General features: G+C 64.8%; 16 protein-coding genes. 12 read left to right on the plus strand and 4 right to left on the minus strand.

Translation table 11 applies throughout. The features are described 5' to 3' along the window. The first annotated feature begins 24 nt into the window (after window positions 1-24). The 7 genes from IVB36_RS18555 (at window position 25) to IVB36_RS18585 (ending at window position 6659) form a co-directional block, all read left to right on the plus strand. Complete coding sequence (locus IVB36_RS18555; RefSeq protein ID WP_018455593.1) at window positions 25-720, plus strand: TetR/AcrR family transcriptional regulator; 696 nt, start codon at window positions 25-27, stop codon at window positions 718-720. Continuing rightward, entirely contained in the window at window positions 717-1505 is a 789-nt protein-coding gene (locus IVB36_RS18560) for an efflux RND transporter periplasmic adaptor subunit (protein WP_026232982.1), read from the plus strand. Before IVB36_RS18555 ends, IVB36_RS18560 begins: the two co-directional genes overlap by 4 nt. Further along, window positions 1502-2431 (plus strand): ABC transporter ATP-binding protein, encoded by a 930-nt coding sequence (locus IVB36_RS18565; protein WP_018455595.1) that lies wholly within the window; start codon window positions 1502-1504, stop codon window positions 2429-2431. The genes IVB36_RS18560 and IVB36_RS18565 overlap by 4 nt, the downstream gene beginning before the upstream one ends. Beyond that, entirely contained in the window at window positions 2428-3591 is a 1164-nt protein-coding gene (locus tag IVB36_RS18570; RefSeq protein ID WP_018455596.1) for an ABC transporter permease, read from the plus strand. Before IVB36_RS18565 ends, IVB36_RS18570 begins: the two co-directional genes overlap by 4 nt. Window positions 3592-3622: 31 nt before the next feature. After that, entirely contained in the window at window positions 3623-4930 is a 1308-nt protein-coding gene (locus IVB36_RS18575) for an adenylate/guanylate cyclase domain-containing protein (RefSeq protein WP_018455597.1), read from the plus strand. A gap of 383 nt (window positions 4931-5313) precedes the next feature. After that, the gene (locus tag IVB36_RS18580; protein WP_240550529.1) at window positions 5314-5622 is read left to right on the plus strand and encodes an amidohydrolase family protein; all 309 of its coding nucleotides are present in this window, start codon (window positions 5314-5316) and stop codon (window positions 5620-5622) included. A 122-nt stretch (window positions 5623-5744) separates the two neighbouring features. Then, complete coding sequence (locus IVB36_RS18585; RefSeq protein ID WP_026232983.1) at window positions 5745-6659, plus strand: PhzF family phenazine biosynthesis protein; 915 nt, start codon at window positions 5745-5747, stop codon at window positions 6657-6659. A 149-nt stretch (window positions 6660-6808) separates the two neighbouring features. On the opposite strand, the gene IVB36_RS18590 is transcribed toward IVB36_RS18585, so the two are convergent. Both IVB36_RS18590 and IVB36_RS18595 read right to left on the minus strand, forming a co-directional pair. Further along, the gene (locus tag IVB36_RS18590; protein ID WP_018455600.1) at window positions 6809-7270 is read right to left on the minus strand and encodes a DUF488 domain-containing protein; all 462 of its coding nucleotides are present in this window, start codon (window positions 7268-7270) and stop codon (window positions 6809-6811) included. A 20-nt stretch (window positions 7271-7290) separates the two neighbouring features. Then, the gene (locus tag IVB36_RS18595; protein ID WP_085385045.1) at window positions 7291-8112 is read right to left on the minus strand and encodes a DUF72 domain-containing protein; all 822 of its coding nucleotides are present in this window, start codon (window positions 8110-8112) and stop codon (window positions 7291-7293) included. 115 nt (window positions 8113-8227) lie between these two features. Between IVB36_RS18595 and IVB36_RS18600 the strand changes: the two genes are divergently transcribed. From IVB36_RS18600 to IVB36_RS18615, 4 genes are all read left to right on the plus strand, one after another. Then, window positions 8228-8608 carry a hypothetical protein gene (locus IVB36_RS18600; RefSeq protein WP_026232984.1) on the plus strand — a complete coding sequence of 127 codons (381 nt, stop codon included), beginning with the start codon at window positions 8228-8230 and terminating at the stop codon, window positions 8606-8608. A gap of 89 nt (window positions 8609-8697) precedes the next feature. After that, the gene (locus tag IVB36_RS18605; protein ID WP_026232985.1) at window positions 8698-8901 is read left to right on the plus strand and encodes a hypothetical protein; all 204 of its coding nucleotides are present in this window, start codon (window positions 8698-8700) and stop codon (window positions 8899-8901) included. 259 nt (window positions 8902-9160) lie between these two features. Beyond that, entirely contained in the window at window positions 9161-10294 is a 1134-nt protein-coding gene (locus IVB36_RS18610; RefSeq protein WP_026232986.1) for a glycosyltransferase family 2 protein, read from the plus strand. A gap of 6 nt (window positions 10295-10300) precedes the next feature. After that, entirely contained in the window at window positions 10301-11803 is a 1503-nt protein-coding gene (locus IVB36_RS18615) for a glycosyltransferase family 39 protein (protein ID WP_018455605.1), read from the plus strand. A 25-nt stretch (window positions 11804-11828) separates the two neighbouring features. On the opposite strand, the gene IVB36_RS18620 is transcribed toward IVB36_RS18615, so the two are convergent. Then, window positions 11829-13718 (minus strand): adenylate/guanylate cyclase domain-containing protein, encoded by a 1890-nt coding sequence (locus tag IVB36_RS18620; protein ID WP_018455606.1) that lies wholly within the window; start codon window positions 13716-13718, stop codon window positions 11829-11831. Between the two features lie 75 nt (window positions 13719-13793). Next, window positions 13794-14318, minus strand: coding sequence for a FecR domain-containing protein (locus tag IVB36_RS18625; RefSeq protein WP_026232987.1), 525 nt, complete (start codon window positions 14316-14318; stop codon window positions 13794-13796). Window positions 14319-14965: 647 nt separating this feature from the next. Between IVB36_RS18625 and IVB36_RS18630 the strand changes: the two genes are divergently transcribed. After that, a complete protein-coding gene (locus tag IVB36_RS18630) occupies window positions 14966-16039 on the plus strand; it encodes a DUF2778 domain-containing protein (RefSeq protein WP_018455608.1) in 1074 nt (357 codons plus the stop codon). Window positions 16040-16058 lie beyond the last annotated feature (19 nt).

Raw genomic sequence — 16058 nt, forward strand, 5'->3', positions numbered from 1 at the left:
TGACTGGTCAGTCATATCCGATCAATGACCAGGAAACCCGCCAAAGCCGCCACGCCGCCCGCAGCTCGCTCCAACGCGAAGGCCAATTCACGCGCTGGGGAGGATGCGGTGTCCGCGCCGAGCCGTGCCACGCGCGCGGCGGAGCGGCGCGCGGCGATCGTGGATGCCGCGATGGAGGAATTCATCGCGCGGGGCTTTGCCGCGACGCGGCTCGACGACATCGCGAAGCGTGCGGGTGTCGCCAAGGGCACCATCTACCTGCACTTCAAGGACAAGGAATCGATGTTCGAGGAGCTGGTCCGGACGGTGATCGTGCCTGTCGTGACCCGGTTGACGGCATTGCCGCCACCGGCGGGCTCGGTGCGCGATCTGGTCGAGGCGTTTGCGAGCAACTTCCTGAAGGAGGTCATCGGCACCAGGCGCGGCGATCTCGTGCGCCTGATCGTGGCCGAGGGGCCGCGGTTTCCCTCCGTGGCCGACTTCTACTACCGCGAGGTCGTCTCGCGCGGCATCTCCGCCATGCGCGCCCTGATCGAGCTCGGCATCGCCCGCGGCGAGATCCGCCAGAAGAACCTGGCGCATTACCCGCAGATCCTGGTCGCACCCGCGATGATCGCGGTGATCTGGCAGAGCCTGTTTGCGCGGCACGCGCCGCTCGACGCGCAGGACATGCTGCGCGTTCATCTCGATTTGATTTTTGGCGAACGGAGCACGACATGAGGTCGTCGCAAGCAATTTCTGTACTCGCATTGATCGCGGTCCTCGCGACCGGGCTTGCCGGCTGCAAAGACAAGCGTGATCCCGGCTTCCAGGGCTGGGTCGAGGCTGACATGATCTTCGTTAGCCCAGACGAGGCGGGTCGCGTGACGAAGCTCAACGTCCGCGAGGGCGATCAGGTCAAGGTCGGCGATCACCTCTATTCCGTCGACGACGATCTCCAGCTTGCCGATCTCAACCAGAACAAGGCGACGCTGGCGAATGCGCAGCAAACCTACGATCGCGCGGCTTCGCTGAGCAAGACCGGCTCGGGCACGCAGGCCAATCTCGACTCGGCCGTCTCCGCCTTGCGCGTCGCCGAGGCGCGGGTGGCGACCTCGGAGACGCGGATGGCGCGGCGCAAGGGCTTTGCGCCGGTCGCCGGCACCATCCAGCAGATCTATTTTCGCGAGGGCGAGATGGTGGCGGCCCAGCGGCCCGTGCTCTCGATCATGCCGCCCGGCAACATGAAGCTGCGCTTCTTCGTGCCGGAGACCGAGCTGCCGAAGCTTGCGATCGGCGATACGGTGCGGATCGCGTGCGACAATTGCGCCGCCGATCTCACCGCAAAGATCTATTTCATCGCAACCTCGGCCGAATACACGCCGCCTGTCATTTACAGCCTCGAGGAGCGCAACAAGCTCGTCTATCTGATCCAGGCGCGGCCTTCGCGTCCCGACGCCTTGCGCGTCGGACAGCCGATCGACGTCTATCTCAATCCAAAAACTCCGGTGGCGGACAAACGATGAGCGGCAATGGCATCGCGATCGACGTCAAGGGCCTGACCAAGTCGTTCGGCGGCCGGGAGGTCGTGCACGATCTGTCGATGCAGGTGAAACGCGGCTCGATCTACGGCTTCCTCGGGCCGAACGGCTCCGGCAAGACGACGACCATCCGCATCCTCTGCGGCCTGCTCACACCCGACAGCGGCGAGGGCACCTGCCTCGGCTACGACATCCTGAAGGACGCCGAAAAGATCAAGCGCCAGGTCGGCTACATGACCCAGCGGTTCAGCCTGTATCAGGACCTGTCGGTGCGCGAGAATCTCGAATTCGTCGCGCGGCTCTATGGCCTTGCCGACGCCCGCGGCGCCGCGCGCGACATGATCAAGCGGATCGGGCTCTCGGGGCGCGAGGAACAGCTCGCGGGCGAACTCTCCGGCGGCTGGAAGCAGCGGTTGGCGCTAGGTGCCTGCACATTGCCCAGTCCGAAACTGCTGCTGCTCGACGAGCCGACCGCCGGCGTCGATCCCAAAGCGCGGCGCGATTTCTGGAACGAGATTCATGCACTCGCGGCCGACGGTCTCACCGTGCTGGTCTCGACCCACTACATGGACGAGGCCGAGCGCTGTCACGAGATTGCTTATATCGCCTATGGCCATCTGCTCGTGCATGGCACCGTGGACGAGGTGATCGCGAAATCCGCGTTGACGACCTACACCGTGACGGGCGAGGACCTGAACGAGCTCACGGCTGCGCTCACCGGCAAGCCGGGAATCGACATGGTGGCGCCGTTCGGCACGTCGCTGCACGTCTCCGGCCGCGACGTCGCCGCGCTCGAGGCCAGCATCGCGCCGTGGCGCGAAAAAAGCGGACTGCATTGGCACAAATCATCGCCGTCACTGGAAGACGTGTTTATCGAATTGATGAGCCGTTCCAAGGACAATTTCCAATGAGCGCGGTCGATCATCCTGAACCCCAGCACGCGATCCGGGAGCGCTTCGGCTTCTGGAGGCGCTCCTATGCGATGCTGATCAAGGAGTTCATCCAGCTCAAGCGCGACCGCGTGTCATTTGCGATGATCGTGATGCTGCCTGTGATGCAGCTGCTCTTGTTCGGCTATGCCATCAACACCACGCCGCACAATCTGCCGAGCGCGGTGCTGCTTCAGGAGGATTCCGATCTCGCACGCTCGATCCTGAAGGCGCTGGAGAACACCGCCTATTTCCGCTTTCTCTACGAAGTCCACGACGTCGAAGATTTCGACAATCTCCTGAAATCCGGCAAGGTTCTGTTCGGCGTCGAGATCCCGCGCGGCTTCGAGCGGGCAGTGCGGCGCGGCGATAAGCCGGCGCTGCTGGTCGCGGCTGACGCCACCGATCCAGTGGCGGCGAGCGCGGCGATCGGCTCGCTCGGCATGGTCGTGCAGACCGCACTCAAGCACGATCTCTACATCGGAGATCCCCCGGAGATGCCGTTCGAGATCCGCGCGCACGCCCGCTACAACCCCGCCGCCGCGTCGAGCCTCAACATCGTGCCGGGCCTCGTCGGCACCATCCTGACCATGACCATGCTGATCTTCACCGCGCTCTCGGTCACGCGCGAGGTCGAGCGCGGCACGATGGAGAGCCTGCTGTCGATGCCGATCAAGCCGGTCGAGGTGATGTTCGGCAAGATCATTCCCTACGTGCTGGTCGGGTTCGTGCAGGCGTTCCTCATCATTGGCATCGGGGTCGGCCTGTTTGGCGTGCCGGTGCTCGGAAATCTGTTCCTGCTGGCGCTGCTCTCGACGCTCTTCATCACGACCAATCTGGCGATCGGGTACACGATCTCGACGCTGGTGCAAAACCAGCTCCAGGCGATGCAGATGTCGATGATGTTCTTCCTGCCGAGCATCTTGCTGTCCGGATTCATGTTCCCGTTCGCCGGGATGCCGGCCTGGGCGCAATATGTCGGTGAGTGCCTGCCGCTGACGCATTATTTGCGCATCGTCCGCGCCATCATGCTGAAGGGTGCGAGCATGCAAAATTTGCGTTTCGACGCGTTGGCGCTGGCGGTCCTGATGCTGCTCGCCATGACCATCGCCGTGACGCGCTTCCGCCGCACGCTGGATTGAGGCAAGATGCCCCTGGAATCAAGGGGGCGGAATGGTCAGTTTTGCGAGCAGGAAGGCCCGGCAGCATGCCGTGATGTCCGAAGACTTCGAGCGCGAGCTGACGCGCGAGGTGCTGCGCACCGAGCTCGTGCGAGTGAGGGCGCTGATCACGACGGGCTGCGTCATCGTCGTGTTCCTCACCGCGATCTACCTCGTCAATTCCTCCGTGGTGCAGCGGGTCTGGCGGGGCACGGAGGGGCTTGCCGAGGTCTATGGTCTCCTGACCGGCTTCATCCTGTTCGAGGTCTGGGTCCACAGCCAGATCAGGCGAAACCTCAAGCTCGACCGCGATCTGCCGGTGATCCGGCGCTATATCGGCGCGCTGATCGAGACCTCGCTGCCGACCGTCATCCTGATCCTGCAGATCCGCAGCATGGGCGCGAGCCAGGCGCTCGGCTTCGTCGTGCCGCTGATCTATTTCATTTTCGTCATCCTCTCGACCCTGCGGCTTGACTTCTGGCTGTCCACCTTCACCGGCTTCGTCGCTGCGGGTGAGTTGCTCGCTGTGGCGCTGATCTTCGATCCCGCCAGCGGGAGCGGCGAGCCGCAGATCTATTTCCACGCGGTGCGAAGCACCATCATCCTGATCTGCGGCGTGCTTGCAGGCGCGGTCGGTGCGCAGCTCCGCCGCCAGTTCGCCGCAAGCATTGCCGCAGCGACCGCGCGCGACCGGGTGACCAACCTGTTCGGTCAGCACGTTTCGCCGCAGGTGGTGGAGCGGCTGATGGCGGCGGGGACGAGCGCCGCCGGCGACCTCCGCCGCGTCGCCGTGATGTTCGTCGATTTCCGCGGCTTCACCGCCGGCGCGCAGTCGCGCACCCCGCAGGAGGTGGTCGACCGGCTCGACGGCGCCTTCGCCGTCCTGGTCGACATTCTCGACCGCGAGGGGGGCATCGTGAACAAGTTTTTGGGCGACGGCTTTCTGGCCCTGTTCGGCGCGCCGCTGGAGACCTCCGACGCCGCGCACCGCGCGGTCGCCGCGGGCCGCGAGATGCTGACCGCGATGGCGCGCATCAACGCGCAGACGAGCTGGCCGCTCAGAATCGGAATCGGCATCCATTTCGGCGAGGTCGTCGCCGGCAATATCGGCTCGCCCCGGCGCAAGGAATACACGGTGATCGGAGACACCGTGAACTTCGCCTCCCGGCTGGAGGCGCTGAACAAGGAGTTCGGCTCGCAGCTCTTGATCTCGGCGGCGGTCCACGAGGCGCTGGGCGAGGACGGCGACGATGCGGTGTCGCTTGGGGAGGTCGAGGTGCGCGGCTATGAGCAGAAGGTGGCGGTGTTTCAACTGGGGTGAGGGCCGCCGCCTGCGCCTTCACTTGTGAGTCGCGTTTCGTTGAAGCGGCTCGCGTTTCGTTGAAGGCGCGTGATGAAATATCCTTGGTAGCTTTTGGGTCTTGCACGGTGGAAGCCGAAAATCTCAGCTTCCCTTTGTCACCCGGAGAAAGCCAATGACTCGATCGATCCTTGTTGCAGCCGCCCTGATCGCCGCCGCTGTCACCCAAAGCCAGGCCGCATCGGCGCGGGACAGCGTGCGCGCCGCGCCGCAACTCACGTGGCGACCGACTGCGTCAGGGCTCCGGCAGCAGGCGCGTATGCCTCTGCGCCTTACGCACAGCCGCCTTGCCTGCCCAACACGGCGTCCGCGTACTAACTCGCGGCAGAGACGAAGCCGGGCCGGTGAAGTCCGCCAGCCCGGCGTCGCGAACGCTGATGGCGGACTGCGCGGGATCTCGCGCTGGAGGCCGAGTAGATTCGGCGCCGTATCGCAACGGCGCGGCCGGCGAAGATTTTGCGAAGACGGCCTACCCGCTGCTGCGCAACGCGTACGGCCTCGATCGACTGCTCTGGGGCAGCGACTGGCCGCACACGCAGTTCGAGAAGGCGCAAAGCTACGCGAAGAACCGGCGATTTATCGATGGGCTGATCGTCGATCAGAGTGAACGCGCGCAAGTGCTCGCATCGCCACGTTCGCTCTGCCGCTTTTGATCCGTCTTCCGCGATTGCTCCGATTGCACTCTATTTTGGGGCATGACGGGCGATGTCGCCGGCTTGTAGAGTGCCGGCGATGCAGCCGACCGCGGCTGCGCTTGCGTGAAGAGGAAGCGAAGATGCAGCGCCGCTACATCACCGTCGACGTGTTCACCGACCGCGCCTTCGGCGGCAACCAACTCGCCGTGGTGCTGGATGCCGGCGGGCTCTCCACGCAGCAGATGCAGGCGATCGCGACCGAGTTCAACTATTCGGAGACGACCTTCGTACTGCCGCCGCGCGATAAGGCCAACGACGCCGAAGTGCGCATCTTCACGCCGGTGTTGGAGATCGCCTTTGCCGGTCATCCCAATGTCGGCACAGCCTTCGTGCTGGCGTCGCTGGCGAAGGAGCCGAAACCGCGCCTGCTGTTCGAGGAGAAGGCGGGGCTCGTGCCGGTCGAGATCGTGCGGGAGCAGGGCCGGGTGGTCAGAACGGAGCTGACCGCGCCGCAGCCGCTGGCGCGGTATGCGCCACTGTCACCTGCTGAAGCCGCGAGTTGCATCTCGCTCGGCGCGGATGACATCAAGACCGACAACCACGCAGCGCACGTCGTCACCGTCGGAAACGCGTTTCTCGTGATGGAGCTGCATTCGCGCGAGGCGCTGAAGCGGGCCCGGCCGGATGCCGCGGCCTATGGCAAGATATTGCCACGCGATGGCGCCCGCTCGGTGTGGTTTTATACCCGTGACGTGCCCGCAGCGGAGGCGCCATGTGAGCGCCAGGCGCGCATGTTCATGCGCGGCGCCAGCGGCCTCACCGAGGATCCCGCGACCGGCAGCGCAACCGTCGCAGCCGCCGCGCTGTTCGCCGATCTCGATCCCAGGCGCGACGGCGAGTTGAGGCTCACGGTCGGCCAGGGCTTTGACATGGGCCGGCCCAGCATCCTGCAGACGCGCGTGCGCAAGCAGGACGGCAAGATCGTCTCTGCCCATGTCGGCGGCAGCTGCGTGCGGATGATGGAAGGGACGTTGAGGCTTGATGGGGAGGGTTAGCTCTCTATTCCATCGTCATGCCCGGGCTTGTCCCGCCTGCGCGGCCGAAGCCGCTTCGGCGAGGCGAAGGCCCGGGCATCCACGTTCTTCGTGCTGTGTGGCAAGGCGTGGATGGCCGGGACAGGCCCGGCCATGACGGAGAGAGTCGTTCAGGCCTGCCGTCCCGCCAAATTCTTCACCGTTACCCCATCGCGCTCCTCGATGATCTCCGCGATCATCTGGCGGTGGCAATGGGTGTGGTCGCGCTCGTAGCAAAGCAGGCAGACGGGACCGGCTTTCTTCACCAGCGCCGAGAGCTCGTCCATCTGCTCCCTGGCCTCCGGCGTCTTCAGGTGCTTTGAGAAAACCTTCTCCAGTACATCGTATTGCCCGCTGCGGGCGGCGAGGCGGCCTTCCTTGGGCGTGCCGAGCGCTGCCAGATGGACATAGGCGATGCCGCGTTCATCGAGGCCTGCGGCGAGCTGCCTCTTGGAAAAGCCGGGCCGGCGCGATGACGTCACCGCGCGCACGTCGACGACGAGCTTGACGCCGGATTGCTCCAGCTCGTCGAGCACTGCCTTCGGCGGCGTCTGCTCATAGCCGATGGTGAAGAGCTTTTTTGCCTTTGCCATGAGACACCTTTAGCGACACGTCAACTCACCCGCGCGATCAGCTCCATCGCGCCGGCCGGCGCGCGCACCTTGCCCTCGTGGATGACATAGGCGAACACGTCGCGCGGCTCCTTCTTCGGCTTAGCCTTGTCGACCTTCGGCAGGTCGTCGGGTTCGCTTCCCTCGGCCCAGTCCTGAAAGCGCTTGGCCCAGGCATCGAGCTGCTTCGGCGGATAGCAGGTCTTGATCTCGTCATTGCCCTTCTGCAGCCGGGCATAGACGAAATCGCCGGCGACGTCGGCGATCGCCGGATATTTGCCGTGCTCGGCGAACACGACGGGCGTCTCGAATTCGCGGATCAGCGCGACGAAATCCGACGTGCAGAAACTGTCGTGACGGACCTCGACGACGTGGCGCAGCGCGCGTCCCTCGAGCTTGCGCGGCAACAGCTCGAGGAATTTTCCGAAATCGGCGCCGTCGAATTTTTTGGTCGGCGCAAACTGCCACAGCACTGGCCCAAGATGATCGCCGAGTTCCAGCACGCCGGAATCATAGAAACGCTTGATGGAATCCCCGGCCTCGGCCAGCACGCGCCGGTTGGTGGCGAAGCGCGGCCCCTTCACCGAGAACACGAAACCATCAGGCACCTCGCTCGCCCATTTGCGAAAGCTCTCCGGTTTCTGCGAGCCGTAATAAGTCCCGTTGATCTCGATCGAGGTCAGCTTCGAGGCGGCGTAGGACAGCTCCTTGGCTTGCGTGAGCTTCTCCGGATAGAACACCCCGCGCCATGGCTCGAAGGTCCAGCCGCCGATGCCGATGAAGATGTTGCCGGATTTTTTGGACGCGGTTTTTGCTTTGGCCACGGGAGGATCTCGGATGCGGGAGGAGGGCCTCCATCCTAATCAAACCAGTTGTGATTGGCCAGTTGCGACGTCCCGTCTAAGCTCGCGATAGGATCTGCGAAAAAAGGAGAACAAGATGCGGATGCTGATGGTGGGAGCGGCGCTCGTCATGATGACATCTGCTGCCATGATATCTTCAGTTATGGCCGACGATGACGATGCCAAGGGTGCGCAGAAGCTCGCCACGCAGGGCCGCGACGATTATTGGCATTGCCTGGCGCGGGAATATTCGCGCGTCGGCAATCAGGGCCTGTCGGAACAGGATTTTGGCCGCTCCGTCGCCGGAGCCTGTCCGTCGGAGCGACAATACTACCGGGTGGCACTGCTCGATTATCTCACCGCGCAATATCCGGATATTGATGCCGGCGCCCATCTCGCGACCGCGAACAGGGCGGTGGAGGCGGCGCAGAAGGACATCGTGACGGCCTTCGTCAAGCACAAGCCGCCGCAGAAATAGCCCATTGAACCGGTGCGTCCGGCAAGCCCTTCCGGCAGCGCGCTCATCCATGGTATCACTGGGCGCATCTGGAACAGGGATGGGTTTCCATGTCGTCTGAGTCGGTGGGGGGCATTTTGGGCGCGATCGTCGCGGCGATTGTGCTTGCGGTCGCCGTCGTCTTTGGGCCGATCGGCCAGTACGGCAAGCCGCCCAAGCCTGCGAAGGCCGAGCCGGCCGGGGCTGCGGCGCCGGCGGCTCCTGCCGCGCCCGTGCCGCGAGGGCCGGTGATCAAGGAAGTCCCGAACCAATAAGGGCGTGAAAAAGGCCTCTTTCGCCCCTTGTAAAGCGGCGTTGCCGTTCCCATTTAGCTTCTAACGGCGACGTTGAGCGAAAAACTCCGGCGCTGGAACGACCTTGGAATAGCCCAGGCTGCGCCGGATGTACGCGCCGCCCGCCGTTCCGGGGTCGTTGGCATTTTGGGACCCCTTTTTGGGCCGCTCCCCAGAGAAACCCCGGCTTGCTGGCGCAAGTTCTTGGCAGCACAGGACGCGGCGGATATACGCTGCCGTCATGAATCAAGCGATCAGACCGGGCTCCGATAACCCACGGGCGGCTTCGCCGGCGCCCGAATTGTCGGTCGTCGTCCCGACTTTCAACGAACGCGACAATGTCACGGTGCTGTACCGGCGGCTGGAGACAGTGCTGGCCGGCATCGCCTGGGAGGTCGTGTTCGTCGACGATAATTCGCCTGATGGCACCTGGGACGTCGTGCGCGCGCTGGCCCAGCGCGATAGCCGCGTGCGCTGTGTCCGCCGTATCGGCCGCCGCGGCCTGTCGGGGGCCTGCATCGAGGGCATCCTGGCCTCCAGCGCGCCCTATGCGGCCGTGATCGACGCCGACCTCCAGCACGACGAGACGCAACTGCCGAAGATGCTGTCGCTGCTCGCGAGCGGGCAGGCCGAGCTCGTGGTCGGCAGCCGCTACATCGAGGGCTACAAGAGCGAAGGCTTCAACAAGCAGCGCGCCGGCGCCAGCGCGCTGGCAACGGAACTCGCCAGGAAAGCGCTGCGGGTCGAGATCGCCGATCCCATGAGCGGCTTCTTCATGGTTCGCCGCGACCGCTTCGAGCAGCTCGCGCCGAAACTTTCCGTGCACGGCTTCAAGATCCTGCTCGACCTCGTCGCCAGCGCCAACGGCACCTTGCGCGCCATCGAAATTCCCTACACGTTCGGCGAGCGGCAGCACGGCGAAAGCAAGCTCGATTCCATGGTCGCGCTGGATTTTCTCGGCCTGGTGCTGGCGAAGTTCACCAACGATGCTGTCTCGTTACGCTTCCTGCTGTTCGCGATGGTCGGCGGCATCGGCCTCGTGGTGCATCTCACCACCCTGTTCATATCGCTCGAGCTGTTCAAGGAGCCGTTCGCGGAAGCGCAGGCCTCCGGCGCCATCGTCGCAATGACCAGCAATTTCGTCCTCAACAACTTCCTCACCTACCGCGACCAGCGGCTGAAGGGCTTTGCACTGCTGCGCGGCCTGATCGCGTTCTACATCGTGTGCAGCGTCGGCCTGCTCGCCAATGTCGGCGTCGCCTTCTCGGTCTACGACCAGGAGCCGATCTGGTGGCTTGCGGGTGCGGCCGGGGCGCTGATGGGCGTGGTGTGGAACTACGCGATGTCCGGATTGTTCGTCTGGCGCAAGAAATAGCTCACGATGGGCGGGGCTGACGCGCGGATCGTCCGCAATACGGCGCTGGTGACCGTTGCGCTGGTCGGCTTGCGGCTCGTCGCAGCCGCGTTCACGCCGATCACCTTCGACGAAGCCTATTACTGGATGTGGTCGCAGAACCTCGCCGGGGGATATTACGACCACCCGCCGATGGTTGCCTACGTCATCCGCGCCGGGACCCTGATCGCGGGCGACACCGAGCTCGGCGTCCGCCTAGTCTCGATCCTGCTCGCGCTGCCGATGAGCTACGCGATCTATCGCTCCGCCGCGATCCTGATCGGCGGCGCGCGGGTGGCCGCGACCAGCGCCATCCTGCTCAATGTAACGCTGCTGGCCTCGGTCGGCACGCTGATTGTCACGCCCGATGCGCCGCTTCTGGTTGCCTCCAGCTTCGTGCTGTTCTTTCTCGCCAAGGTGCTGGAGAGCGGCCGCGGCATCTGGTGGCTCGCGGTCGGCGCAGCCGTCGGTGCGGCGCTCCTGTCCAAATACACCGCGATGTTCTTCGGGCTGGCGATCCTGATCTGGATCGCTGCCGTGCCGAAACTGCGGCACTGGTTTCTCTCGCCCTGGCCGTATCTGGGCGGTTTCGTTGCGCTCGCGTTGTTCTCGCCGGTGATCCTCTGGAATGCCGATCATCAATGGGTCTCGTTCGCAAAGCAGCTCGGGCGCGCCAGGATCGAGGATTTTCGTCCGGTCTTCATCGCCGAGCTGATTCCGACCCAGATCGCGTTCGCAACCCCGCTGGTGTTCATCCTCGGCGCGATGGGGCTGCACGCGCTGACCTGGCGCCGGGCCGGCGCACTGGCCTCGCGCGTGCTGATCGAGACGATGTTCTGGACCATCGTCGCCTATTTCGTCTGGCATTCGCTGCATGCCCGCGTCGAGGCCAACTGGTTCGCGCCGGTCTACCCGCCTTTCGTCATCGCGGCGGCGGCCGCCGCCAATCTGGTGCAGTGGAAGCCGCGGCAGCGTCGCCTGGTGGATTTCTGCCTGCGCTGGGCCGCACCCACCGGCATCGTGATGTTTGCCGCGCTGATCGTGCAGGCCAATACCGGCTGGCTGTCCGGCTATCGCCGCGATGCGACCGTGCGTAGCGTCGGCGTCGGCTGGCGCGAGCTCGCTGCCGAAATCGAAGCGGTGCGAGCTCGCAACGGCGCGACCTGCGTGCTTGCCCCGGACTACGGCACGACGGGCTGGCTCGCCTTCTATCTGCCGCGCGGCAGCTGCGTGGCGCAGCAAAACCAGCGCATCCGCTGGGCCAACATGCCCGAGCCGGATCCAAAGCTGCTTGCGGGCAAGCTGATCTATGTCGACGAGCTGCGCTCTGACGGCCATCCCGCCGTCCACGATCTCTTCGTCAAGGTGACGCAGGTCGCGCAATTGCAGCGCAAGCGCGGCCCGCTCGTGATCGAGACTTACAGCATCGATCTGCTCGAAGGCGCCAAGGGCGACGTGCTGGACCGCTCGCCGCCGCCGGAAGCGCGGTAGCTCTCCTCGGAACGACGACGAAAGTTCAGTTGATCATCTCGGCCTTGGTCGAGGCCTGGTTCGGCCTGTCCTGGTCGCGCCAGAACCAGACGCTCACGACGCCGGAGCGGCCGCGGACCTGCGTGAGCAGGGGGCCCGACAGAACGCCGTGGGGAGCGCCCTGGAAATCGGCCGCATCCAGCAGCGTATCGCTGAGCGCGAGACGCGCGCCGTTTTTAGCAGCGACCTCCATCAACCGGCTCGCGACGTTGACGGTGTCGCCCGTCGCCGTGATGTGCTGATGGCTTTCGCCGAGGCGGGAGGCGACGATCGGGCCGAAATGCGCGCCGATCTTGAAGCCGAGCTGATCCCTGATCGCTGGCGGCAACCACGCGATCCAGCGCTCGACGCCGCGGTGCAGGTCGATCGCGCATTTCAGCGCGCGTGCGGCGTCGTCGGGCATCGCGCCGGGCAGGCCGAACAGGATCATGGCGCCGTCACCGAGAAAGCCGCTGATCATGCCGCCGCAATCGACCGCGGTCTTCTCGATCAGCGCGTGAAACGCCTTCAGAATGTCCTGGAGTTCACCCGGATCGATCCGCTCGCTCAGCGCCGTGAAGCCGGAGAGATCGATGAAGACCATTGCTGCGTCCTGCCGGACGGGTGTTGACAGGAAATTCGGATCCCGCGCCAGCCACTCCTGCACGGCCGGCGCCTGGAATTGCGCGAGCGACCGGCTCTTGGCGGCAAAATATTGCGTGCGGCGGCCTCCCGCCCACAATTGCACGCCGGCAAAGACCGCAACCGGCGGCACTGCCGCGGCGAGCGTGGTCGCGGCGTTCAACCAGACGCCATGCGTGAACGCAAACAGATTGAACCCGGCCCAGGCGATCATCACCGCGGCCGCGGCGACGATGCCGAGCGCGCTGCGCCGCCAGGCGAGCAGGCCCACCAGCAGCACCGGCAGCAGGATCGCGATGAGCGCGTCGGCGATGTGGACCTTGCGGTCGCGCACGATGCTGTCCCCGGCGACGAGATGGGTGATCGCGGTGGAGACCACTTCGACGCCGGGCATTAGAGAATCGAACGGTGTTGGGTAAAAATCACCGCCGCCGGCGACCGAGGCCCCGATCACGACGATCCGGTTCTCGATCGCCGCGCGACTTAACGTGCCGTCGAAGATGCTCTGTGCGCTGACGGTGCGGATGGTCCGGCGCGGGCCGTAATAGGTGATCGGTAGCGCGAAGTCGGCATCGGTGGGCACCGCGCGGTCGCCGAGCATCAGATGGTCCGGCGCGATCGTCAGCGACTTGTCGAGCGCGCGCGCCGCGACCCGCAACGGAAAGGACAGCTCGACCTTGTCGCTCGTCCGGAACAGCATCGGCACCGAGAGCGGCGAGCCCGATTGTCCGGTCGCAACATTGACGACGCCGACCTCGGCATGATCGGCGAACGCCGGCAAGGGCAGCAGGAAGCGCTCGGCCTGCGGCAGGGCGGCGAGGGGGCCTTGGCCGCTGGTCTCCACGGTCTCGCTGGCGGACGGGAAGATCGCTGCGGCGGCAAGGACGATGGGACCCGTAGCCAGCGTATTTGCCAGCGTAGCGTCGCCGATCGCAGCGCTGCGATCGACCAGCAGCAGGTCGATCGCGACGACCTTCGGCTTGAACTGCACGATGGTGTCGACGACGCGGGCGAGATCGGCGCGCGGCAGCGGATAGCTGCCGCCGCGCTTCACGACGGTGTCGTCGATCGCGACGATGGTGACGAGATCGGGCGGAACCCGCACGCCGCGGACCTGCGTCCGCCAATCCGTCAGCGTCGCCTCGAGGCGATCGAGAAACCGCAGATGACCGTTGGCGTGACCGGCATAGATGCCCGCGCCCCACAGTGCGGTGAGGACGAGTGCCACCAGGATCTGAACGCGTCGGCTACTCATGTGGTCGTGTTGCAATTTCTCTATCGTCCAAATGCTGTTCGCCGCGCCCAGGTGACCCGAACCATTGGCCAAGTCTTACTGACCAAGTCTTGCCATCAACGCGTCGACGCGCGGCTGGCCCCATGTCTTGACCGTCAACGGGCCTGTGGCTTCCACGTCGACGCCTTGGCCACGGTCTAATACCACGCTGCGCCCACCATTCCTGCGGCTCACGCCGACACGGCCGTCAGCCACGAAGACGGAGGTCTTGGCCTCTGCGACATCGACCGCCCATTTCGTGCCGCGCACCGCGGCGATCGCCTGCGGCGTCAGCACCTTGAAGGGATTGCCGCCGGGCTTCTTGGGCACCTCGACCAGCAGCGCTTTGCTGCTCAACTCCACCGAGTCTATATGTCCGTCGCGGTTAGCGTCCTTAAGTTCAAATCTGGCACCGCTTTCGGCAACGATCGTGATGCCGTTGTCGCAGCGCCAGGTCTGCGTACCGGCAGCAGATGGCGTCGCCGTGCAGCCCACATTGGCGGCAGGCTGGGCAATCGCGTGTCCGATCAACAGAAACGACCCCGCCAGAGCGAAAAACCCTGCGCGCACGAACTCTCTCATGCCAGCCTCCGTTTGCGTGCTCGGCACAGTTCAAGGCGATCTTGATACGGTACCGTATCACACGCAGAGGCTGCTGAAAAGTGCCGGTTGCCGTAGCTATTTTCTCGCTGCGGCCTTTTCCAGTGCGGTGCGATCAACTTTCGGTCAGGGCACCTGCTCGCGTGCGCGGTGTAGCTGCTGACAACCGCGCTGCGGCTGCGGAGCAGAGGGTGCTTGCACACCAGCCTCGCGCAACGCTTCCCCCGCTATCTTCCGGGTATTGAACACCACGAAAACGACTTGGTTGGATGGCCTTAGAGATGCGGCCGGAGACGGTCGCCGGCAACGCCAATCCCGCCGAGAATTATAGTTAACAGACGCCCTTAAGTCCGTAGTTCTGCGGGCTTTTTTCTCGAAATGGGACACCCCAACGGGTTGCCTCACATCCGCCCGAACTTAATCCGCATTTAACTAAAAGTGGCCTTAATGACGCTCCGACCCTCTGCGAGATGCTGTTCCCGGATCGTGACCAGCGGCGCTTCGAAGGGGGACCGAGTGACACCGTTCTGGACGCAAGGCGAATGAGTACGAGTATCGCTGCGCAAGGCATCGCGGCACGAAAGTCCAAAGGATTCTCGAGCAATTCCTATCGGAAGCCTTCCCGGAAAATGACCACCCAAAACGTGCTTGGCGCCGCCGTGATCGGCTGCGTCGTGCTTGGCGCCGGCTGGACCATCTACAGCAACATCTTTGCCGCCAGCGTCTATCCGACCGTCGGCAGCAGCGGCTACGACGAGCCCGTGATCAAGCGGGCGCCCAGGGTCGCGCTGCGCGAGGCCGGTGAGGCCGTCAAGGACGCCTTTGCGCTCTTGCCCGACCGCTTGCAGGTGGCAGCGCCGATCTCGCGCGAGATGTTCAACGATCGCTTTGCCGCGGCTGCGACCCAAGGCGTGACATCGAATGCGGCCAGCGCCGCGCCCGCAACCAAGGTCGCCGAAGCCAAGGACGCGCCGAAGCCGAGCGTGATCGCGAGGGTCGCGGAAGTCCTGAAGCCAGGTCCCGCCAAGATCGCTGACGCTGCGAAGTCCAAGCGCGGCGCTGACGCGCCGCTGCAGCTTGCCTCGGCAGATCCGGCCGAGATCGTGCCGGCGCCTGAGGCGAAGCCAAAATCGATTGCCGATCGCGCCAAGGCTGCGGTGATGTCGATTACCGGACCGCGCCAGTCGATGGTGGAAAAGCTCTGGGGCAAGCGCGAGCCGTCCGGTGGGCTGCTCGCCTATGCCTCGGCCGACGCCAGCGTGACCGCCTCCATCGCGCCGAGGGAGCAGAACCCCATGCTCGGCGGTTCGGCGCCCTATGAGCGTGACACCGCGGTCTACGACATCTCCGCTAAAACGGTTTACTTGCCCGACGGCACCAAGCTCGAGGCGCATTCCGGCCTCGGTTCCAACCTCGACGACCCGCGCTCCTCGCGCGTCCGCATGCGCGGTGTGACGCCGCCGCATATCTACACGCTGAAACCGCGCGAGGCGCTGTTTCACGGCGTGCCTGCGCTGCGCCTGACCCCGATTGGCGGTGAGAGCGCGATCTACGGCCGCGACGGCCTGCTCGCGCATACCTTCATGCTCGGGCCCAACGGCGATTCCAACGGCTGCGTGTCGTTCAAGGATTATTACGCGTTCCTCGACGCCTACCGCAACAAGGGCATCCGCAAGCTCGCGGTGCTGGCGCGCGTGGACTAGGCTCAGTCAATTCGAGATC

Source organism: Bradyrhizobium sp. 35, assembly GCF_023073215.1.
GTDB lineage: Bacteria > Pseudomonadota > Alphaproteobacteria > Rhizobiales > Xanthobacteraceae > Bradyrhizobium > Bradyrhizobium canariense_D.